The sequence below is a fragment of the Arthrobacter sp. Dra40 genome, from assembly GCF_059091905.1.
On the sequence record NZ_JBNHHB010000091.1, the window covers coordinates 1 to 19,746 of the forward strand.

The window sequence follows — 19,746 nt, forward strand, 5'->3', positions numbered from 1 at the left end:
GGCAGCTTGACACGTTCTTTAACGGCCTCGGGGACAAGCTGAAAATCACAGGAAAGGCCGGCGCCTAGCCAATCCTGTTCAGCGAGTTCCCCTCCTTGGTGGCTGGGACGGCGGCACTGGTCGCCACCGTCCCGGCCACCGAACTGTGAAAGAGCAACACATGAAGCGCATGACATCGGAACGCGGAGCGGCAGCCGTCGAGTTCGCCCTGGTCTTGCCGGTTCTGTTGTTGCTGCTGCTGGGGATCATTGAGTTCGGACGCGTCTACAACGCCCAGATGCAGCTCACCGCAGCGGCACGGGACGGGGCGCGCGTGATGACCATCAACAGCACGGCGTCCAGCGCAGCGGAATCCCGGGCGGCAGTGATCGCCTCGGCCCCTGCGCTGGCGCCGGCCATCAGGGCCGACCAGATCAGTGTCGCGGTCAGCCCCGGCAACACCGGCGTCTGCGCGCCGGGGTCAGTCGCCACCGTCACCGTGGCCTACCCCATGCAATTTCTGTCGGGCCTCTTCGGGGCCAGCATCACCTTGACCGGCAAAGGAGTCATGCAGTGCAGCGTCTGAGCGACGAACGCGGCGCCACCGCCGTCACCACCGCCCTTTTCATGGTGGTCCTGCTCGGCATGGCCGCCGTCGTCGTGGACATCGGGGCGCTGTACTTCGAGCGCGCCCAGCTGAAGAACGGCGCCGACGCCGGTGCGCTGGCCGTCGCGCAAAACTGCGCGGCAGGCCGCTGCGACGCGGACTTCACGGCCCTCGCCACGTCGCTCGCCAGCCAGAACGCGAACGACGGCTTGGCCAATGCCAGCGTCAACTTGGACCGCGCGGCTGCCACCGCCACCGTCACCACCACCACGCGGTCTTCCGACGGACACTTCCTGGCCCAACACTTCGCTCCCATCCTCGGCCTGGACGGCTCCGCCTCCATCACCACCGAGTCCCGGGCCCGCTGGGGTGCCCCGGTAGCAGGCAAAGCAGTCCTCCCCATTGCCATCTCCTACTGCCAGTTCGCCGGCATGCTCGATGGAGGCCTGCAGCGGGTGGACTTCAACCCGAACGGCCTCACCACTAGTGGATGCTCCAGCTCAACGGTTCCGGGCAACACCGGAGCCGCCTACACCGTTCCTGGCGGCTTCGGCTGGCTGAAGCAAGATCCGGCCCGCCCCTGCCAGGCCAGAATCAACATCGGCGCGACCGGCCTTCCCGGCTTCCCCGTCGACCCTGAAGTCGCCAGCGATACGGGCAACGATGTGCCGTCCTCCTGCAAGCAGACCAACATGCTGCAGCAGATTGCCGGCACCACCGTCCTGCTGCCGCTGTATGACAAGGTCGGCGGCCAGGGAACGAGTGCCTGGTACCACGTCATCGGATTTGCGGCCTTCAAGGTCACCGGCTGGAACTTCAGCAGCACGTCCCACAACAACCTCAGCCCGGCCTCCGTGCGGTGCACCGGCAACTGCCGGGCGCTCATCGGCGAGTTCGAAACGTTCGTAACGCTCGACGCCGGCGAACAAGACTTCATCTTCGGCGGCGCCAACAACACCTTCGGCGCCTCCCTCGTCACCCTTGTCCATTAGGAGCACCGTCGGTGAAAAAGAGAATCATAGGGGCCTTAGCGGCCCTGCTGATGGCCGTCGTCGGAACCATGATGGTTCTCGCCTACATCACCAGCGCGGATCAGCGAGCCTTGGCCGGCACCGAATCGGTGGAGGTCCTGATGGTCGCCGAGGACGTGCCGGCCGGCACTCCCGCCGAAGAGCTCAGCGCGTACGTTACGGCCGAGCTCGTTCCGGCCAAGGTTGTCCCCGCCGATGCCGTGAAGGATCTCCAGGAGCTGTCCGGCCGGGTGGCCGCCGTCGACCTCGTCGCTGGAGAACAGTTGCTGGCCGCCCGCTTTGCCCTGCCCGCGGAGCTGGAAGAACCCGGAACGGTCGCCGTGCCCGAGGGCATGCAGGAGGTCTCCATCTCCTTGGAGCCGGCACGCGTTGTCGGCGGCCAGGTGGAGGCGGGTGACGCCGTGGGCGTCTTCGTCTCGATGGAAGACGGCCCCGGCGGCACCAAAGGCGTCACGCACCTGACCCTGCACAAGGTCCTGGTCACCCGGGTGCAGGGAGTGGCGGTTGCCGCCGAGTCCGGCGATGCCACGGTGCCCGCCAACAACGTGCTGGTCACCCTGGCGGTGATGGCTCCGGACGCCGAAAAGATCGTGTACGCCCAGGAGTTCGCCCGCACCTGGCTCTCGAAAGAGCCGGCCGACGCCAGCGAAAAGGGAACGCGCCTGGTGGACAGGGACGAGGTATACCAATGAGCCGCTACGTACTGGTGGGCACAGACGAGGACTTCGAACAACGCTTCGCTGCCGCCGCGGTAGGTTCCCTGGCCGGCCAGACCCAGCTGTGGAACGGGGCGGGACTCCCCACCGAACCGAACGATGTCTTCGCCGTGCTGTCCAACCCGCAGCTCCTGGATGCCGTGGTGCTAGGACCCGGGCTGGCCACCGGTCAGGCGCTGAACCTGGCGGCCGGGTTTGAATCGCAGCGGCCTGAGGTTTCTGTGCTGCTGGTCGCGGGGCCGAGCACCGACGTCGTGCTGGCTGCCATGCGTGCCGGTATCCGCGACGTCGTGGCTCCCGGAGCCGATGTCCGCGATATCGCTGCACTGCTGCATCGTGCGGTACGCAGCGCCACCCGCCGGCGCCACAGCATGCCTTCGGCAGAAGGCCAGACCGCGAACGGGCGCGTCGTCGCCGTCGTCTCACCCAAGGGCGGCGCCGGAAAGACCACGGTGGCGACCAACCTCGCCGTCGGGCTTGCTGCCGCCTCGGAGCAGCAGACCGTCATCGTCGACCTCGACCTGCAGTTCGGCGACGTGGCCAGCGCGCTCTGCCTGGAGCCGGAGCATTCCCTGGTCGACGCCGTGCAGCCGAACGCGCAGAAGGACAGCATTGTGCTCAAGTCCTTCCTGGCCCGGCACCCCAGCGGACTGTATGCGCTGTGCGCCCCGCCGTCGCCGGCGGATGCCGATCAAGTCACCGGCGAGCAGGTATCGCTGCTGCTGGACCAGCTGGCCGCGCAGTACGCGCACATCATCATCGACACCTCCCCGGGGCTGTCCGAGCACACGCTGGCCGCGCTGGATCGTGCCACGGACTATGTCTTCGTGGGCGGCATGGACGTTCCCAGCATCCGTGGACTCCGAAAGGAGCTGGAAATCCTGCGCGAGCTTGGCATGGAACCGCTCACCCGCCACATCGTGTTAAACGGGGCGGATCCGCGCGACGGGCTCACCCGCCGCGATGCGGAGACAGCCCTCGGCTGCAAGGTCGACGACGTCATTCCGGACACACGCGCGGTCCGGATATCCACCAACCAAGGAGTGCCGGTGCTCGAAAGCGCTCCGCGCGATCCTGCGGCCCGCGCCTTGCACAAGGTGGTGGACCGCTTTGCCCCCGCCCCGGCCGGCCTGCTCACGCGCCGCGGTCGTCACCGAAGAGGATAGCCATGAACCTTGCCCAACGGCTTCAGGCAGTGCACGGCACCGCCCCAACAGCTCCCCCCGCCCGTCATCAGGTGGCCGCGCCGGCCGCCACCGTGGCCGCCGCGCCGGCACCGGTTGCTTCCGGGTCCGCAGCTCCGGCTGCTCCGGCGGCGACGACTTCCTCCGTGGCCGCTGCCCAGCCGGCTGCTTCCGGCCGCACCGCTCCCCCGGTTGCCCAGCCCCCGGCTCAGGATGCCCTGTCCAAGATGAAGGAACGTGCCAGCACGGTCCTCTTCGAACGCATGGGATCCCGGCTGCTGGATTCCTCCCTGGATGAAGACAAACTGCATCTCGTGGTGCAGCAGGAACTTGCCAAGGTGGTGGAGGAAGAAGAGAACCCGCTCAGCCACCAGGAGCGCCAGCGCCTGATCCGTGAAGTCAGCGACGACGTGCTCGGCTACGGTCCGTTGCAGCCGCTGCTGGAGGATCCGGACGTTTCCGAAATCATGGTGAACGGACCCGACATGATCTATGTGGAGCACAAGGGCAAGCTGTCACGCAGTTCGGCCCGGTTCCTGTCCGAGGAACAGCTGCGCCGCGTCATTGAACGCATCGTGTCCCGGGTCGGCCGCCGGATCGACGAATCCTCGCCGCTGGTTGATGCCCGCTTGGCGGACGGCTCCCGCGTGAATGCGGTCATCCCGCCGCTGGCAGTCAACGGTTCCTCGCTGACCATCCGAAAGTTCGCCGCCGACCCGTTCCAGGTCCAGGATCTCATCGGTTTCGGCACCTTCTCACCGGAGATGGCCGCATTGTTGGACGCCTGCGTCCGGTCACGGCTGAACATCATCGTCTCCGGCGGCACCGGCACCGGAAAGACGACCCTGCTCAACGTGCTCTCCTCATTCATTCCGGCCGGCGAGCGCATTGTCACCATCGAAGACGCCGTGGAACTGCAGCTGCAGCAGGACCACGTGGTCCGGCTGGAAAGCCGCCCGACCAACATCGAGGGCAAGGGCGCGATCACCATCCGCGACCTCGTCCGCAACTCTCTGCGCATGCGCCCGGACCGGATCGTGGTGGGCGAGGTCCGCGGCGGAGAAACACTGGACATGCTCCAAGCCATGAACACCGGCCACGACGGCTCGCTGTCCACGGTGCATTCGAACTCCCCGAGGGACGCCATCGCGCGCCTGGAAACCCTGGTGCTGATGGCCGGGATGGATCTGCCCCTGCGGGCAATCCGGGAACAGATCGCCTCCGCGGTGGACGTCATTGTTCAGTTGACCCGGTTGCGCGACGGTACGCGGCGGGTCACGCATGTGACCGAGGTACAGGGCATGGAAGGCGAGATTGTCACGCTGCAGGACGCTTTCGTCTTCGACTACAGCGCCGGAGTGGATGCCAGCGGCAGGTTCCTGGGCAAACCTGTTCCCACCGGGGTCCGTCCCCGGTTTACCGACAGGTTCCGGGAATTGGGCATCGACCTGCCGGCTGGCATCTTCGAGCCGGCCGCCGGCCCGTTGCGAACCTCGGCGGCCGCACGATGACCCCGGCGGTTCTGGTTGCCGGAATGCTGTTCTGCTACGCCTCGTTGGCCCTGCTGGTAGCAGCCGCATTCGGTACACGATCCCTGCGGCTTCCGGCGTCCCGCCGCGGCACCGCGGAACACGGCTCCCGGCTCAGTGATGTTGCCGCCCGCTCCACGGCTGCGATCGAACGGCTCCTGGCCCGCCGCCGGGAAGCCCCGGCGATGGCCAGCGCCCTCGAAGCAGCCGGGTTGAAGCTCAGCCCCGCGGAATTGGTGGTTTTGGTTTTGTCCGGGGCAGCGGTCGGCGCGGCCCTCGGACTCATGCTCGCCGGACCGCTCGCCGCCCTGCTCCTGGCTGTTGCAGCCCCGGCCGTCGCCAAAGCGGTTCTGGCCTTCCGCGCCGGCCGGCGCCGGACAGCCTTCGCCGAGCAGCTCGACGACTCGCTCCAGTTGCTGGCCAGCGGCCTGCGTGCCGGCCACAGCCTGCTGCGCGCGGTCGACGCGGTCTCCACCGAGTCGGCGGCACCGACGTCCGAAGAGCTCCGGCGGGTGGTCAACGAAACGCGGCTGGGCCGTGACCTGGGCGAATCGCTTCACGATACCGCCGACAGGATGGGCAGCGAAGACTTTCACTGGGTAGCCCAGGCCATAGACATCCACCGCGAGGTCGGTGGGAACCTGGCCGAGGTGTTGGACCAAGTGGGTCAAACGATCAGGGAGCGCTCACAAATCCGTGGACAGGTTAAGGCACTCAGCGCCGAAGGGCGGATCTCCGCCTTGGTCCTGATGGTCCTGCCCTTTGGTTTGAGCGGGTTCCTGTTCGTGTCCAGCCCCGGTTATCTGGACAGCTTCACCCAGAGCCCGCTCGGTTTCTCCCTGCTGGCGACGGCGGGAGCCCTGCTCATCGCGGGCGGGCTGTGGATGCGCAAAGTCGTCAGCTTCAAGTTCTAGTTCCGCACGCTCAGTAAAGGAGTAAGCCGATGCCGCTGACTATCATGGTGGCTGCCACGGCCTTGGCGCTGTCGCTCCCGCTGTTTGCCTGGTCCCTGGTGGGCGGCAAGCATCCCCAGCATGAGGCCATCCGGGCCAATCTGTCCCGTGGCTTGGCTGGGCCGCGCGCCGTCAAACGCAAACGACGGCACCGGTTCGAGGCGCTCGCCAGCCGGTTCACGCCCTCATCCTTTGCCCAGCGGTTGGAACGCCAGCTGGCGCTGGCCGGACGTCCCGAGGCCTGGCCGCTGAAGCGGCTCATGGTGGCCAAGATCGTCCTTGCCGTCGCAGGCATTGTGCTTGGGTTCCTGTACCTGGCCGCTGCCCCCACCGGCTTCACCGTCCTGCTGGCCACCGTCATCGCCGTCGTCGCCTACTGCCTCCCTGACCTTCTGCTGCTCAGCGCGGGCCAAAAACGCCAGGCAACCATCAGCGAGGAACTGCCGGACACGCTGGACCAGATGACCATCGCCGTGGAGGCCGGCCTGGGTTTCGACTCAGCGGTCGCCCGGGTAGGAGCGAACGGTTCAGGCCCGCTGGCCGCCGAACTGATCCGCGTCCTGCAGGACATGCAGGTGGGCCGCTCGCGCCGCGAGGCCTACGACTCCCTGGCCGGCAGGACCACGTCGAAGGACCTGCAGCAGTTCGTCCGCGCCGTCATCCAGGCGGACGCCTATGGCGTGTCCGTCTCCGGCGTGCTCCGTACGCAGGCGGCCGAGATGCGCGTCAAGCGTCGCCAGCGCGCGGAGGAAAAGGCCATGCAGATCCCGGTCAAGGTGGTCTTCCCGCTGATGTTCTGCATTCTGCCGGTGCTCTTTATCGCGCTGCTCGGCCCGGCCGCACTGAACATCATCGCCACCTTGGGCGGCTGACGGAGGACCGGCGGGCGCTTCGGCAACCACAGCAATCCCGCAACATTAGCCAAAGAATCCGGAAATCCGGCAGACCCACCAGCCATCGGAAAGTAGTCTCGAACCATGCCCACCCCACCCACCCGCTGTGCACTGGCCCGTCTGTCCCGGGCCGGCACCCGTCCCCCGCGGCGCGTGCCATGATGGCCGCGGACCAGCATCAGGTCCTGCCGCTGGTAGACCCCGCGGTAGTAGAAGACCTTGGCGACGGACTGGCCGACCACGGCATCGCCCGCGGATTGGTTCAGGACTTTTCCGAAGCATGGCCGGGACGGTTCGCCTGCTTGGAGACCGCACTGGAAAGCCAGGACCGGACCGACTCCCTGGACGCGGTCCTCAGCCTGAAGACCGCTTCGATGATGGTGGGAGCCAGTCAACTGGCCTGGCTGTCCGGCACGGTGGAAGCCCACGTTCGGGCTGCGGATTTCGCGGAGGCGTCCGCCGTGCTGCCTCTCATCCATCGGTGCGGTACGGCTACGGTCAGCGAAATGCGTGGAATGCACGACGACGGAGGAGCACCCGCTACACCGGGCGCTCCGGTGCCAGCCGATAACCAATTCCCCGCACCGTAACAAGCCAGCGCGGGCGGTGCGGGTCTTCCTTCAGCTTGCGCCGCAAATTGCCCACGTGGACTTCGATCGCCCGCTCATCCGCTTCGCTGATGTAGGCATCCTCGGCGTAATAGTCCCCGCGCACTACCTTGACCAGTTCGGCCTTGGAACGCACCGCCTCCGAACTGCGCAGCATCTCCTGAAGCACGTTGAACTCGCTCCTGGTCAGCCGCAGTTCCTCACCCTCACGCGACACCGTGCGCCGGTCCGCATCAAGAACGAGCCCATTGTGTTCGAGGATCCTGCTGCGGGCGGGCGGGACCGCTGGTAGGGGCGGTGCGTTTGCGCCAGTGGTTTCCAGCGGATGCGGACTGCGGGGCCGGCGCATCATCGCCTGGATCCTGGCGCGCAACTCCCGGGGACGGAACGGTTTGGTCATATAGTCATCCGCCCCAAGCTGCAACGCCGTGAGCGTATCGAGTTCCTCGTCCCTGCTGGTGAGCATCACGATGTAGCAGTTGCTGAATTGGCGGATTCGCCGGAGCACTTCGAAGCCGTCGATGTCCGGCAGCGAAATGTCCAGGGTGACAACGGTGGTGATCCGTTGCCGCACGGCCTGGATACCCTCCCGCCCGCTCCCGGCCGCCTGCACGTCGAATCCAGATTGCAGGAGGACGGCGCTCACAAGATTGCGGATGTCCACGTCGTCTTCTATCACTACGGCCGCACCCGGGTCGCTCATACTGCATCTCCTCCCTGCACGGTCCGCAGCGGGGCGATGCCCGAAGGCCGCCCGGCCTCTGCAGAAGTCCGGATCTCTGATACTCCTAGAGGTTAATCGATTCGTTCTTCTTCGACCCTATGTCGAGCAGCGATGTGATGAAAGGGTGACCAACAATCAGCAGAGCCGGGGAACGTGTAGGAAAAAGTGCTGTGAACCGTAGGCGGGACCGGTGACCATGCCGCTGGCACTGGTGCTCGCTGCCGTCGGAGGCCTTGCCGGCTGGTGCGTTTTCGCGCTGGCGAACCGGGAGGACCGCACATCCCTTCCTGCCGCGTGGCGCGGGCCGATGGCGGCTGGCACCGGCATCCTCTGCGGCCTCCTGGCCCCGGCCCGGGAAGTCGCTGAGCTGCCCGCCTTCGGACTTCTGGTTGTCCTCGGCGTGCTACTGGCCGCCGTTGACCTGCGGCACAAGCTGCTGCCGAATCGCGTGGTCCTCCCCTTCCTGGGGCTGGCATTGGCGCTGCTGCTCCTGCCGGCCTTCACCGACTCCGCGTGGCGGCAGGTTTTGGCCGGGCTGCTCGGCTCGCTGGCGATGTTTGCCGCCTATCTGCTGGCGGCCCTGGCGAAGCCTGGCGGCATCGGCATGGGAGACGTGAAGCTTGCTGCCGTCATGGGGCTGTATGCAGGCTATGACGGTGTAGCAGCGTGGGTGGCCGTCCTGCTGGGGGCGTTCCTGCTCAACGCCGCGGCCATCGTCCTGCTCATGCTGGCCCGCGTGTTGAAGCGGGACTCGGACATCCCTTTTGGCCCGTCCATGATCGCCGCCACGCTCGCGGTCTCGCTGGCCGGCTCGCTGGCCGGATAGCGCCGACCTACAGCAGCCGGCGCGCTCCGTCCGCCGGCAGCACGGTGAACAGCTCTGGCTGCCGGAAGCCCTGCACGGCGAACGCGCGCAGTACAGCCTCCTGCACCCGGGCCGCTTCGCCCACCGGAACCAGCGCGATGGCTGAACCGCCGAAACCGCCGCCGGTCATGCGGGCGCCCAAGGCGCCGTTGGCCCGTGCGGTGTCCACGGCCAGATCCAGTTCCGGGCTGGAGATCTCGAAGTCGTCACGCATGGAGGCGTGGCTGGCGTCCAGCATCCGGCCAATAGCCGCCGGCCCGTCGGAGCGCAGTGCCTGGACGGTCTCGAGCACGCGGTCGTTTTCGGTGACGATGTGGCGGGCGCGGCGGAACGTTTCGTCGTCGAGCAATTTCCGGGCTTCGGGCAGCCGGTCGGCCGGGACGTCCCGGAGCAGCGGCTGCCCCAGTGCTTCAGCGGCCCGCAGGCAGGAGTCCCGCCGGCTGGCGTACCCGCCGGTGGCATGGGCGTGCGACACCTTGGTGTCCATCACCAGGCACGCCAGGCCGGCGGCGCCGAGCTCCAGCGGCACCAGTTCCGGTTCTTCGCTGCGGCAGTCCAGGAAAACGGCAGCCCCGGCAGCGCCGAACAAGGAGGCGTACTGGTCCATAATCCCTGTAGGGGCGCCGACCATCTCATTCTCCGCCCGCCGTCCGGCAGCAGCCAGCCGAGCCCGACTTATTCCGTTCCGGGCGCTCTCTCCGCTGCCTGGTTCCCTACCGGCCAGCTCGGCCAGTCCCACGGCGACCGCGCATTCAAGGGCAGCCGACGAGGACAGCCCGGCGCCCACCGGGACGTTGGAGTCCACCAACAGGTCGAATCCGGGCAGCCGCACGCCCTCCTGCTTTAAGGCCCAGGCCACGCCCAGCGGATAGGCGGCCCAGCCGGAAACGCTGCCCGGGCGCAGGCGATCCATCTCGACTTCCACTGCCCCCGCTCCGGGCATCGCCGAAGCCACCCGAACGGTGCGGTCCCCGCGCACGGCGAGCGCCGCCGTCGTGATTCTGTCGATCGCGAAGGGCAGCACAAAGCCGCCGTTGTAGTCGGTGTGTTCGCCGATCAGGTTGACCCGGCCGGGGCCCGCCCACACGCCGGCGGGAGCGCGGCCGAACCGGTCGGCAAAGGAATCGGCCGTGCGGGCGGCCAGGGTTTCGGCGCTCATTGCGCTCCCTCGCGGGATCCGGAGCCGGTTTCCCGCAGCGCGGCGGCCACCTGCTCCGGCAGCGTGTCGTTGATGAACGCCCCCATCGCGGCCTCGGACCCGGCCAGGTACTTCAGTTTGTCGGCGGCCCGGCGCGGCGAGGTCAGCTGCAGGTGCAGGTAGCCGGATTCCCGGAACTTCGGCGCCACGGGCGCCTGGTGCCAGGCGGCGATGTACGGGGTGGGGCTGTCGTAGAGCGCATCGAACCGGCCCAGCAGCTGCGGGTACAGCTCGGCGAGTTCGTCCCGCTCCGCTCCGGTGAGCCCGGCCAGGTCCGGCACCTGCCGGTGCGGCACCAGGTGGACCTCCAGCGGCCACCGCGCGGCAAAGGGTACGTATGCGCTGAAGTGCTCGCCCTCCAGCACCATCCGCGAGCCGTCGGAGCGTTCATTGGCCAGCACCGATCCGGTCAGGGTCTGCCGACGTCCGGAAGCCTCGAAGTGCTGCCGGGCGGCGGCGGCCATGACGGCACCGCGCGGCGGCAAGTAGGAGTAGGCGTAGATCTGGCCGTGCGGATGGTGCAGCGTCACACCGATCTGCGCGCCGCGGTTCTCGAAGCAGAAGACCTGCGCGATCCCGTTCATCGCGCTCAGCGCCGCGGTCCGGTGCGCCCAGGCGTCGATCACGGTGCGCACACGGCGGCTGTCCAGCGCGGCGAACGAACCGGTGTGCGACGAGGTGAAGGACACCACCTCGCAGCGTCCCCCGGCCGGGTAGGCCGCGCCCCACTCCGGGTGCTCGGGGGCGGCCAGCAGGTCCGGTCCCAGCGAGGGGAACCGGTTTTCGAATACGGCCACGTCGTAGTCCTCGGCCGGGATTTCGGACGTGTAGTCCGGTGTGCTGGGGCACAGCGGGCAGGCGGCCGCCGGCGGCAGATAGGTGCGGGTCTGGCGGTGCGCGGCCAGCGCCACCCACTCCCCCGTCAGTACGTCGTAGCGCAGCTCACCGGCCGGCGGCCTCTCCGGCAGGTCCCGCGTGTCAGTCGACGCCCGCGGAACCGGCTGCGCACCGTCGTCGAAATACAGCAGTTCCCGGCCGTCCGCCAACTGCGTGCAGGTCACCGCGGTGACGGGTTGTCCCTCCGGAACAACGACGGCGGTGCCCGCCCCGAGCGCGTCGTGCGCCGTCACGCCTGCTCCCCCGTTCCGCGAGCCAGCAGCAGCTTGACGCCGAGTTCTTCATAGTCCGAGCGGACCTCGGCCGAAACGCCGTCGTCGGTGATCAGCGTGTCCACTGCGGACAGCGGGACAATCGGCGCAAGGGCGCGGATGCCGAACTTGGTGTGGTCGGCCAGGACCACCAGGCGGTCCGCGGACTCTGCGAGCGCGGCGTTCGTGTCCGCCTCCGCCAGGTTGGGCGTGCTCAGCCCGCCGTCGGGATGAATGCCGTGCACGCCTAGGAAGCAGATGTCCACGTGCAGCGACCGGATCGCTGCCGTGGCAACCGGTCCCACCAGCGCCTCGGACGGGGTGCGCTCACCGCCGGTGAGAATCACCGTGGCCTCGCCCCCGGTGGAGCGCCTGGCCACGTCCGCCCCGGTGAGGGAATTGGTCACCACGGTCAGCCCTTCGATCCCGGCCAGCAGGCCGGCCAGGCAATAGGTGGTGGTCCCGGCCGACAGTGCGATGGTGGCGCCGGGCCGCAGCAGTTCACGCGCCGCCCGGCCGATGGCCAGTTTCGCCTGCCGCTGCCGGCCCAGATTCACGCTGAACCCGGGTTCAGCCTCCTGAGTGCCGCGCAGCCGGCTCGCTCCGCCGTGCACCTTGCGCAGCGCTCCTTCGGCGTCGAGGGCCTCGATGTCGCGTCGCACGGTCATCTCTGAGACCTTCAGCGCGAGCGCCACCTCGGAGATGCGGACCGCTTCGCGGACGCTCAACTCCTGCAGCAGGTAGCGCCGACGTTCCGGTGCCAACACGGGCGCCTCCACTCTTCGGTCACGGAGAGCGGGTGGCGCCCGAACCCCGGAACTTCTCGAACATTAGCAGTCAAAATAGCACAGAAGCAGACATGGGGTTTGGCCCGGGATCGGCAGCGCATGCGCCGGCTTTGGAGCCGCACGGCGCGGTGCCCCGCCCGTGGGAGGCGGGGCACCGGCGTCACTGTGCTGAGGGGCAGGCCGTGGTTGTGCCGCCGCACCAGCCGTGCGGGTTAGCCCGCCGCTCCGAGCAGCGGAACCAGCAGCGAGGTCAGGAACAACACCAGCGCCCCGCCCAGACGGTTGGTCAGTGCGGCGAACGGCATCAGGTGCATCCTGTTGGCAGCGCTGAGCACCGAGACGTCGCCGCTGCCGCCGGTATCTGCCATGACCAGGCCCGGGGTGATGGAGGCCTCGACGAAGTTGAACTTCACCAGCCATCCCAGAACCCCGGAGGTCAAGCCTGCGATGATGACCGTGCAAACGGTCAGGATGATGAACATCGGGTTGGCCAGGGATTCCAGCACCTCGGCAATGTCGATGTAGGTGATGCTGACGCCGACCAGCAGAGCCGGGACGAACAGGGCGTTCAGCATGTCGCCCCACTGTGCACCGGCTTCCTCAAGCTCCTTGGGCAGCAGCCCGAAGAGCTTGATGGCCGCAGCGGCCAGGATCGTCCAGGCATAGGGGTGCAGGGCGGGCATGAAGGCTGCGAGCATGTTGCCCAGCACGAACAGCGTGCCGGCGATGGCCAAGCCCTGGCCGAGGCAGACGAAGGCCGCGAAGTCCTTCTTGGGCGGAACGGTCAATTCTTCGTTGCGTCCCTTGATCCGCAGCAGCTGCCCGTGGCCGTTGAAGCCGACGAACAGCTGGACGCCGCGCTTGCCCATGCCGTTGTACAGTCCGGCGATCAGGATGCAGACGACGTTGGCCATCACCACGGCGGACATCAAGTCGCCCATGAAGTCCCCGGCTTCGCCTCCCGTGCTGGCCGCGTACATTTCCGACATCGGCAGGGCCCCCACACCCAGCCCGCCAGCCATGATCGGCGCGGCGATCATCAGGATGCCCTCGATGAAGCCGAAGCCCGTGATCAGGCCAAGCAGACCGACCAGGAGGAACGTGGCGACCAGGCATCCGACCAGCGGGACGGCGAACCTCGGTCCCGCCTTCAACAGCAAAGCCCGCGGCATGCCGAGGATGCTGCCTGCAATGATGGCCACCACGAAGAAGTCCAGAAAGCCGTAGCCGCCAACAAAGTTCTGCACCACGGTCATCACGTTCTCGGGCATGACGCCGGCGAAGATCAGGGTGGCCGGGACGAACGTGCACAGAACCGTCGGTAGACCGAAGTCGCGGATCACCGGGAACAAGTTGCCGATCCAGATCAGCAGACCGCCGAGCACTACCGTGACGGCGAAGCCGGTGATCATGGAGTCCGGCAGGTTTCCGGTCAGCGCTGCCGTCAGCAGGACAGCGAAGACTGCCGCGTAGTACAGTACCGGCAGCTCCGCGATGCGCATCCGCCGGTCGGCAGATTCTTCCGCAGCCGCCTGGGCGGGTGTGTTCGGGGATTTCCCAGGGTGCTCTGCAGCGCTTTCTTCAATGGTGCGGGGTGTTACTGACATCGTTGTCTCCCGTAATTGGCATGGCTCCGCCGCAGCAGGGCCTACTGATGGTGTGAGCGGATGGTTTCCCGGCACGTGGCCGGAAAAGGGGCAATCCGCTTGCGGTGCGTGCTGCTCCGGGTTTCCCCGGCGTGGCCGCGCGGCTAGCGCACTGGTGCAGCGTCCAGTGCCGGCGACCGGTTGACCACCTCGCGGGCAAGAGCGACGGCGTCGGCCAGCCTCGCCTCATCGATCCCGGTGTCGTGGCCGGCCGCATGCAGATGGCGGACCAGTTCCTGGGTATCGATGTTGCCGTGGGCGCCGGGGGCAAACGGGCATCCGCCGTAGCCGCCCAGTGCGCTGTCAAAATTCGTGATTCCGACGTCGACTGCGGCCGTCGCGGTGGCGAGGGCCTGGCCGTGCGCATTGTGCAGGTGCAGGTAGTAGGTGAGTTCGGGCTCGTGCGCGCGGACGTGGTCCAGGCTTGCCATCAGCCGGTCCGTCGGCGTAGTGCCCAGCGTGTCGGCCAGGCCGATAGTCGCCACTCCCATCGATTTGAAGGCCCGGACCACCCGCAGCAGGTGCGCGGGGTCAATGTTCCCCTCGAACGGGCAGGTGAAGGCAGTGGAGATTCCGGCGAAGAAGTTAACGTCCGGATGCCGTGCGATTTCCTCGCCCAGGCTGGCCATCGCCGACTCGATGCTTTGCCCGGCGTTGGCGCTGCTGTGCGCCTGGCTTGCCGAGGTCACCACCTGGACATTCGTCACGCCCGCGGCCACGGCCCGGTCAATGCCCCTGCCGTTCAGGGCCAGCGCGGTGTAATCCACCGTGGCCGTGGCAGGAAGTCCGGCGAAGACCTCGGCCGCGTCGGCCATTTGGGGGACCTTTTTTGGATTCACGAACGAGCCGGCCTCAATCCGGTCAACGCCGGCGGCCACTAATGCCTCGGCGACGGCCAGCTTGTCGGCGGTGGCGACGATGACATCCTCATCCTGCAGCCCGTCGCGCAGGAACACGTCGGTGATGCGTACCCTCATGCCGTCACCTCCGGACCGGTGAAGTCGGCGATCTGCTGCGGATCCAGTCCGGCCAGGTCGCGCAGCACTTCTTCCGTGTGTTCGCCCAGCTCCGGCCCAACCCATTTGACCCGACCGTCGTGTCCGGGGATCTTGGGCACGACGCCGGGGAAACGCACCTTTTCGGGTCTGTCCTCGATCACCACTTCGTGGGTCTGGATCATGCCGCGGGCCAGGTAGTGGCGGTCCTCGGCAATGCTGGGGGCGTCATACACCGGCCCGGCGGGAACGCCTGCCTCGTCGAGCAGATCCAACACCTCGGCCAGCGGACGGGCTCCGGTCCAGTCGGCGATGGCGCCGTTGAGTTCTTCCTCGCGGGCGCCGCGGGCCTCGGTGGTCAGCAGCGAGGCGTCGGCAGCCAGGTCTTCGCGGCCAATGGCTTTCATGAGGCGCACGAACACTGAGTTGGAGTTGCCGCCGATCACCACCTCCAGCCCGTCCCCGCAGAGATAGGAGCCGGTGGGCACCACCCCTGGCAGGCGTCCGCCCGTGCGCTGGCGTACCATCCCGTACGCGTCGTAGTCGGGCACCAGCGACTCCAGCAGACTAAACACCCCTTCGTAGAGTGCAACATCGACGGTCTGCGGGCCCGTGTGCCTGATCCCCTTGGCCTTTTGCAGCATCAGCATCAGCGCACCGATCACCCCGTAGAGCCCGGCGACAGTATCACCCATGCTGGCCGCGGCACGGCCCGCCGGCCGGTCCGGCTCACCGGTGATGTAGCGCAGGCCGGCGAATGATTCGGCCGAGCTGCCAAAGCCTGCCCGGTCCTTGTAGGGTCCCGTTTGCCCGTAGCCCGAAATCCGCACCACGACGACGTCGGGGTTCAGCTCAGTCAGCACGTCCGGTCCCAGCCCCCAGCGCTCCAGCGTGCCGGGCCGGAAGTTCTCGATCACCACGTCACACTGCGCCGCGATTTTTTTCACGGCAGCCTGGCCGGCTTCGGAGCGCAGGTCGATGGTCACCGACTTCTTGTTCCGCCCCAGGGTGCGGAACAGCATGGACGTCGTTCCGCGGGTCTTGCGCCAATCGCGCAGCTCGTCTCCGCCGTTGGGACGCTCGATCTTGATCACCTCTGCGCCGAAATCACCGAACAGCCGCGCGGCGAACGGAGCTGCGATAAAGTTTCCCAGCTCGAGTACACGGATGCCCTCCAGCGGCAGTGTTTCGCCGCCGATGTGCAGGTTCTCTGTCACGAATGGCCCACTTTCTACGCCTGCTTCCCACTGCATGGGAAACGCCTATCAATTGGCGGGAAGAGAGTAGCAAGTGATGCACAACACAGCAACTCCTGCGCTCCATGTTTCTGCGCCCCGCCCTGGCCGGACATTGCGCACGGGGCACGGGGACAGAGCGCGGCGTGGGGCAGCCCAGCGGCACTTACGGATTCGCGGCATCCAGTTCGGCCGAAATCCGCGCGGCTGCTTTGACAACCTGATGCCCGAAGTCCTCGCCCGGGGAAGCCGAAACGCGGGTCAGCGGCATGGCCAGGCAGATACTGGCGATCGTTTGGCGCCGCAGGACGACTGGAGCGCTGACGGATCCAAGCCCGGGCGTGCGCCGTCCAACCGAGTCCACCCACCCGTGGGCGGCTACCGCGTCAAGCGCGTCGGGATCGTTGGACAACAACCTCCCGCTGGAGCCGGCCGGGAGGTCCAGCCGCGTACCGACCGGCAGTGTGGCTTTCAGTTCATGCTGGCTGTCCACCGAAAGCTGGCAGATCCGCTGCTCCCCGCGCCTGATCCACAACTGCGCCGTCTCCCCCGTGGCGTCCCTGAGTTCGGTGAGCACCGGCAGGGCAGCGCTTTCCACGGCTGTGCGGACAAAGCGGTGGCCGAGCCTGAAGTCTCCACTCTCGGTGCGCCGCAGGAAACCGAATTCGACCATGGAGACGGCCAGCCGGTGGGCCGTGGAGACGGAGAGTCCTGTCCGGCGCGCCAGCTCACTGGCCGAGACGGACGAGGCGTCGACAGCGTCCAGGATCGAAGCTATGCGTTCCAGCATCCGGTTATGGGACGTCGATTCGGCGGCGGGCATGCCACGATCCTAACCGGCGGCCATCCTGCACTGTGACGTCAGCCGGTGCTGGACAGGCCGCAATCCCTCCCCGCTGTCCCGTCAGTGACGGTGATGCACCCGGCCGCAATCCCTCACCACTGACCAGATCAGTGACGGCGCTGCTTGGCGGCACACGCCACGCAAAATTGCGCTTCCGGCCGGATCTCCAGGCGCTCGCGGGGAATCGGGTTGCCGCAAGAAGTGCACCTGCCGTAAGTGCCTGCCGCGAGCCGGGCTCGGGCGGCGGCAATATCGCCCAGTGCTTTCTCGGTGCTGGCCAGCAGTGCCACTTCGCGTGCCCGTTCCAGCGTGGCCGTTGAACCCTCGGGGTCGTGTTCGTCGTCGGCGGGGACGTCCCGGGTGGCAGCGGTAACTTCGGCGATGTCAACGGTCAGGCGTTCCACCTGCGCGCGATCCAAGGCTTCCCGCGCATCCAGCAGGGCGGCGAAGTGCGCCACATCATCCTGGGTCAAAATGTCGCTCATGCGGGCCTCCCATCGGCCGGACGGTCCGGCGGATCCGGACCTGAGTGTCCCCAGAATACGCCGTTGCCGCCAAACCCGGGTTAATGCCCGTGGGAGGGCAAGTGCCGCTGTGCCGGGTCAGCCGTTGAGCTTGCCAGCCATCCGCTCGCGCATGGCGACGCTGGCCGAGTTCAGCCCGATGATCTGCACGTCTTTGCCGTGGTGGCGGTACTTTTCGGTAATCGCGTCCAGCGCTGCCACCGTTGAGGCATCCCACAAGTGCGAGGCGTGCATATCGATGACCACCTTGTCCGGATCGTGGGCGTACTGGAACTGGGTGTAGAGGTCGTTCGAGGACGCGAAGAACAACTCGCCGTCGACCACGTATGTGGCCGTTTCCTCCCCGTTCAGTTCCAGCACGGTCCGCTCCACCGTCACCAGATGCGACACCCGGTGGGCGAACAGCACCATGGCTGTCAGCACGCCGAGACCGACGCCGATGGCCAGGTTGTTCGTGGCGACCGTGGCAGCGACGGTCACCAGCATGACGGCGGTCTCGCTCTTCGGCATCATCTTCAGGGTCGAAGGCTTGATGCTGTGCCAGTCGAACGTCGCCCAGGACACGAAGATCATCACCGCGACCAGTGCCCCCATCGGGATCAGCGCCACAATGTCGCCCAAGCCGACCACCAGGACCAGCAGGAACAGTCCGGCCAGGAAAGTGGAAATACGGGTCCGGCTGCCGGACGCCCGCACGTTGATCATGGTCTGGCCGATCATCGCGCAACCGCCCATGCCGCCGAAGAACCCAGTGATGATGTTTGCGGCGCCCTGGCCCCAGGATTCGCGGGTCTTCGAAGACCGGGTGTCGGTGATGTCATCGACCAGCTTGGCCGTCATCAACGATTCGAGAAGCCCCACGAAGGCCATGGCCAAGGCAAACGGAAAGACGACCTGCAGGGTTTCCAGGTTCAGCGGGACGTTCGGGAAGAACAGACCCGGCAGGCTGTCCGGCAACTCCCCCTTGTCCCCCACCGTCGGCACCGCCACGGCCGCCAACACCGTGATCAGCGTCAGCACCACGATCGCCACCAGCGGCGCGGGAACCGCACTGGTCAGACGGGGCAGGCCAAAGACAATGACCAGCCCGAGTGCGGTCAGTGGGTACACCAGCCACGGGACGCCCAGCAACTCCGGCACTTGCGACATGAAAATGAGGATGGCCAGGGCGTTAACGAAACCCACCATCACCTGCCGGGGGATAAACCGCATCAGCTTGGCCACGCCCAGCAGCGCCAAGAGCACTTGGAGCACGCCCGCCAGTATCACGGCGGCCACCAGGTAGTCCAGGCCGTGGCTAGCGACCAACGGGGCAATCACCAGCGCCACGGCGCCGGTGGCCGCGGAGATCATCGCGGGGCGCCCGCCCAGGAACGCAATCGACACGGCCATGGTGAACGAGGCAAACAGCCCCACACGCGGGTCAACGCCGGCGATGATGGAGAAGGCGATGGCTTCCGGAATCAGCGCCAGTGCGACCACCAGTCCGCCCAGTACCTCGGTCTTCAGCAGCCGCGGCGACTTAAGGGTGCGCAGCACGGACTGCCGCTCCTCGGGAGCCAGCTCCGGTCGAAGGGCGGTGGTGGACACAGTGGGGCTCCGATCAAAGGTGCGGGGGTACCGGCCAATTCTACCGGCGGCAGCCGTCCTTCCCGGCCGCCACATCCCCTGTGGGCTCCCCCCTGCCACTGCGTCGGCGCCGGCGGTAGGCTCGGAACAGGAGGTACCGCCATGGCAGCCGAACTCCAAACCGATGTGCTGATTGTGGGAGCCGGCCCCACCGGCCTGATGCTCGCCAACTGGCTGGCCAAGCTGGGCATCAGGCACATCATCGCGGACGGCAAAAGCGGCCCCACCCGCGAATCGCGGGCCCTGGGCGTGCAGGCGCGCAGCATGGAAATCTACGACCAGCTGGGCCTCGCCGGCACCGTCGCGGCCGAAGGCGTCCTGGCCGAAGCCGCCGTCGTCGGATTCGGCCCCAAGGCACGCGGCCGGATCCCGCTGGGGCGCATGGGCCGTGGCATGACACCCTTCCCGGGCCTCATGTTCTACGAGCAGAGCAAGAACGAGGAGTTGCTGCTGAAGAACCTGCACTCCCTCGGCGGTGAGGTGCTCTGGGAGCGCCGGTTGGCTGCGCTGGACCTGGTGGACGGCGCCCAGTATCCGGACCATGCCGTCCGGGCGCAGTTAACCGGCCCCGAAGGCGCGACGGCGGTCAGTGCCCGCTACTGTGTGGGGGCGGACGGCGCCTCTTCCGCGGTACGGGCCAGCCGCGGCAT

General features: G+C 67.3%; 20 protein-coding genes. 10 read left to right on the top strand and 10 right to left on the bottom strand.

Annotated features, from left to right (window positions below; all coding sequences use genetic code 11):
- The first annotated feature begins 160 nt into the window (after nt 1–160).
- The 8 genes from AC5RWT_RS23720 (at nt 161) to AC5RWT_RS23755 (ending at nt 7,482) form a co-directional block, all read left to right on the top strand.
- Nucleotides 161–565: a TadE/TadG family type IV pilus assembly protein gene (locus AC5RWT_RS23720; protein WP_494082309.1), complete on the top strand. Its 405-nt coding sequence runs from the start codon at nt 161–163 to the stop codon at nt 563–565.
- Nucleotides 553–1,578 carry a pilus assembly protein TadG-related protein gene (locus AC5RWT_RS23725; protein WP_494082310.1) on the top strand — a complete coding sequence of 342 codons (1,026 nt, stop codon included), beginning with the start codon at nt 553–555 and terminating at the stop codon, nt 1,576–1,578. The genes AC5RWT_RS23720 and AC5RWT_RS23725 overlap by 13 nt, the downstream gene beginning before the upstream one ends.
- 11 nt (nt 1,579–1,589) lie before the next feature.
- Nucleotides 1,590–2,309 (top strand): Flp pilus assembly protein CpaB, encoded by a 720-nt coding sequence (gene cpaB / locus AC5RWT_RS23730; protein ID WP_494082311.1) that lies wholly within the window; start codon nt 1,590–1,592, stop codon nt 2,307–2,309.
- On the top strand, nt 2,306–3,499 hold the full coding sequence (locus tag AC5RWT_RS23735; RefSeq protein ID WP_494082312.1) for a CpaE/TadZ family protein: 1,194 nt from the start codon (nt 2,306–2,308) through the stop codon (nt 3,497–3,499). Before cpaB ends, AC5RWT_RS23735 begins: the two co-directional genes overlap by 4 nt.
- Before the next feature lie 2 nt (nt 3,500–3,501).
- Complete coding sequence (locus tag AC5RWT_RS23740) at nt 3,502–5,028, top strand: TadA family conjugal transfer-associated ATPase (RefSeq protein WP_494082313.1); 1,527 nt, start codon at nt 3,502–3,504, stop codon at nt 5,026–5,028.
- Nucleotides 5,025–5,960 carry a type II secretion system F family protein gene (locus AC5RWT_RS23745; RefSeq protein ID WP_494082314.1) on the top strand — a complete coding sequence of 312 codons (936 nt, stop codon included), beginning with the start codon at nt 5,025–5,027 and terminating at the stop codon, nt 5,958–5,960. The genes AC5RWT_RS23740 and AC5RWT_RS23745 overlap by 4 nt, the downstream gene beginning before the upstream one ends.
- A 29-nt stretch (nt 5,961–5,989) precedes the next feature.
- Nucleotides 5,990–6,871: a type II secretion system F family protein gene (locus AC5RWT_RS23750; protein ID WP_494082315.1), complete on the top strand. Its 882-nt coding sequence runs from the start codon at nt 5,990–5,992 to the stop codon at nt 6,869–6,871.
- A gap of 179 nt (nt 6,872–7,050) precedes the next feature.
- The gene (locus AC5RWT_RS23755; protein WP_494082316.1) at nt 7,051–7,482 is read left to right on the top strand and encodes an Hpt domain-containing protein; all 432 of its coding nucleotides are present in this window, start codon (nt 7,051–7,053) and stop codon (nt 7,480–7,482) included.
- Here AC5RWT_RS23755 and AC5RWT_RS23760 read toward each other — a convergent pair.
- Nucleotides 7,433–8,203 (bottom strand): response regulator transcription factor, encoded by a 771-nt coding sequence (locus AC5RWT_RS23760; protein ID WP_494082317.1) that lies wholly within the window; start codon nt 8,201–8,203, stop codon nt 7,433–7,435. The two genes, AC5RWT_RS23755 and AC5RWT_RS23760, sit on opposite strands and share 50 nt — an antisense overlap.
- 217 nt (nt 8,204–8,420) lie before the next feature.
- Between AC5RWT_RS23760 and AC5RWT_RS23765 the strand changes: the two genes are divergently transcribed.
- Nucleotides 8,421–9,050 (top strand): prepilin peptidase, encoded by a 630-nt coding sequence (locus tag AC5RWT_RS23765; RefSeq protein WP_494082328.1) that lies wholly within the window; start codon nt 8,421–8,423, stop codon nt 9,048–9,050.
- Between the two features lie 7 nt (nt 9,051–9,057).
- On the opposite strand, the gene galK is transcribed toward AC5RWT_RS23765, so the two are convergent.
- The 9 genes from galK to AC5RWT_RS23810 form a co-directional block, all read right to left on the bottom strand.
- Nucleotides 9,058–10,248 (bottom strand): galactokinase, encoded by a 1,191-nt coding sequence (gene galK / locus AC5RWT_RS23770; protein ID WP_494082318.1) that lies wholly within the window; start codon nt 10,246–10,248, stop codon nt 9,058–9,060.
- Nucleotides 10,245–11,417 (bottom strand): galactose-1-phosphate uridylyltransferase, encoded by a 1,173-nt coding sequence (gene galT, locus AC5RWT_RS23775; RefSeq protein WP_494082319.1) that lies wholly within the window; start codon nt 11,415–11,417, stop codon nt 10,245–10,247. The genes galK and galT overlap by 4 nt, the downstream gene beginning before the upstream one ends.
- Nucleotides 11,414–12,202, bottom strand: a complete 789-nt coding sequence (locus AC5RWT_RS23780) for a DeoR/GlpR family DNA-binding transcription regulator (RefSeq protein WP_494082320.1) — start codon at nt 12,200–12,202, stop codon at nt 11,414–11,416. Before AC5RWT_RS23780 ends, galT begins: the two co-directional genes overlap by 4 nt.
- 233 nt (nt 12,203–12,435) lie before the next feature.
- Entirely contained in the window at nt 12,436–13,830 is a 1,395-nt protein-coding gene (locus AC5RWT_RS23785) for a 2-hydroxycarboxylate transporter family protein (RefSeq protein ID WP_494082321.1), read from the bottom strand.
- Between the two features lie 143 nt (nt 13,831–13,973).
- Nucleotides 13,974–14,846: a hydroxymethylglutaryl-CoA lyase gene (locus tag AC5RWT_RS23790; RefSeq protein WP_494082322.1), complete on the bottom strand. Its 873-nt coding sequence runs from the start codon at nt 14,844–14,846 to the stop codon at nt 13,974–13,976.
- Nucleotides 14,843–16,081, bottom strand: a complete 1,239-nt coding sequence (locus AC5RWT_RS23795; protein WP_494082323.1) for a CaiB/BaiF CoA transferase family protein — start codon at nt 16,079–16,081, stop codon at nt 14,843–14,845. The genes AC5RWT_RS23790 and AC5RWT_RS23795 overlap by 4 nt, the downstream gene beginning before the upstream one ends.
- A gap of 184 nt (nt 16,082–16,265) precedes the next feature.
- Complete coding sequence (locus AC5RWT_RS23800) at nt 16,266–16,922, bottom strand: IclR family transcriptional regulator (RefSeq protein ID WP_494082324.1); 657 nt, start codon at nt 16,920–16,922, stop codon at nt 16,266–16,268.
- 128 nt (nt 16,923–17,050) lie between these two features.
- Entirely contained in the window at nt 17,051–17,428 is a 378-nt protein-coding gene (locus tag AC5RWT_RS23805; RefSeq protein WP_494082325.1) for a TraR/DksA family transcriptional regulator, read from the bottom strand.
- Between the two features lie 117 nt (nt 17,429–17,545).
- Complete coding sequence (locus AC5RWT_RS23810) at nt 17,546–19,132, bottom strand: SulP family inorganic anion transporter (RefSeq protein WP_494082326.1); 1,587 nt, start codon at nt 19,130–19,132, stop codon at nt 17,546–17,548.
- 66 nt (nt 19,133–19,198) lie between these two features.
- Here AC5RWT_RS23810 and AC5RWT_RS23815 point away from each other — a divergent pair.
- Nucleotides 19,199–19,746 (top strand): FAD-dependent monooxygenase (locus tag AC5RWT_RS23815; protein WP_494082327.1); only part of this gene is annotated, 548 nt, incomplete at its 3' end.

Coding starts and splice junctions, on each gene's coding strand:
- AC5RWT_RS23800 (WP_494082324.1), bottom strand. CDS start 16,922: ATGCCCGCCGCCGAATCGACGTCCCATAACCGGATGCTGGAACGCATA.
- AC5RWT_RS23745 (WP_494082314.1), top strand. CDS start 5,025: ATGACCCCGGCGGTTCTGGTTGCCGGAATGCTGTTCTGCTACGCCTCG.
- AC5RWT_RS23720 (WP_494082309.1), top strand. CDS start 161: ATGAAGCGCATGACATCGGAACGCGGAGCGGCAGCCGTCGAGTTCGCC.
- AC5RWT_RS23765 (WP_494082328.1), top strand. CDS start 8,421: ATGCCGCTGGCACTGGTGCTCGCTGCCGTCGGAGGCCTTGCCGGCTGG.
- AC5RWT_RS23805 (WP_494082325.1), bottom strand. CDS start 17,428: ATGAGCGACATTTTGACCCAGGATGATGTGGCGCACTTCGCCGCCCTG.
- galK (WP_494082318.1), bottom strand. CDS start 10,248: ATGAGCGCCGAAACCCTGGCCGCCCGCACGGCCGATTCCTTTGCCGAC.
- AC5RWT_RS23740 (WP_494082313.1), top strand. CDS start 3,502: ATGAACCTTGCCCAACGGCTTCAGGCAGTGCACGGCACCGCCCCAACA.
- AC5RWT_RS23810 (WP_494082326.1), bottom strand. CDS start 19,132: ATGTGGCGGCCGGGAAGGACGGCTGCCGCCGGTAGAATTGGCCGGTAC.
- AC5RWT_RS23750 (WP_494082315.1), top strand. CDS start 5,990: ATGCCGCTGACTATCATGGTGGCTGCCACGGCCTTGGCGCTGTCGCTC.
- AC5RWT_RS23755 (WP_494082316.1), top strand. CDS start 7,051: ATGATGGCCGCGGACCAGCATCAGGTCCTGCCGCTGGTAGACCCCGCG.
- AC5RWT_RS23790 (WP_494082322.1), bottom strand. CDS start 14,846: ATGAGGGTACGCATCACCGACGTGTTCCTGCGCGACGGGCTGCAGGAT.
- AC5RWT_RS23735 (WP_494082312.1), top strand. CDS start 2,306: ATGAGCCGCTACGTACTGGTGGGCACAGACGAGGACTTCGAACAACGC.
- AC5RWT_RS23760 (WP_494082317.1), bottom strand. CDS start 8,203: ATGAGCGACCCGGGTGCGGCCGTAGTGATAGAAGACGACGTGGACATC.
- AC5RWT_RS23785 (WP_494082321.1), bottom strand. CDS start 13,830: ATGTCAGTAACACCCCGCACCATTGAAGAAAGCGCTGCAGAGCACCCT.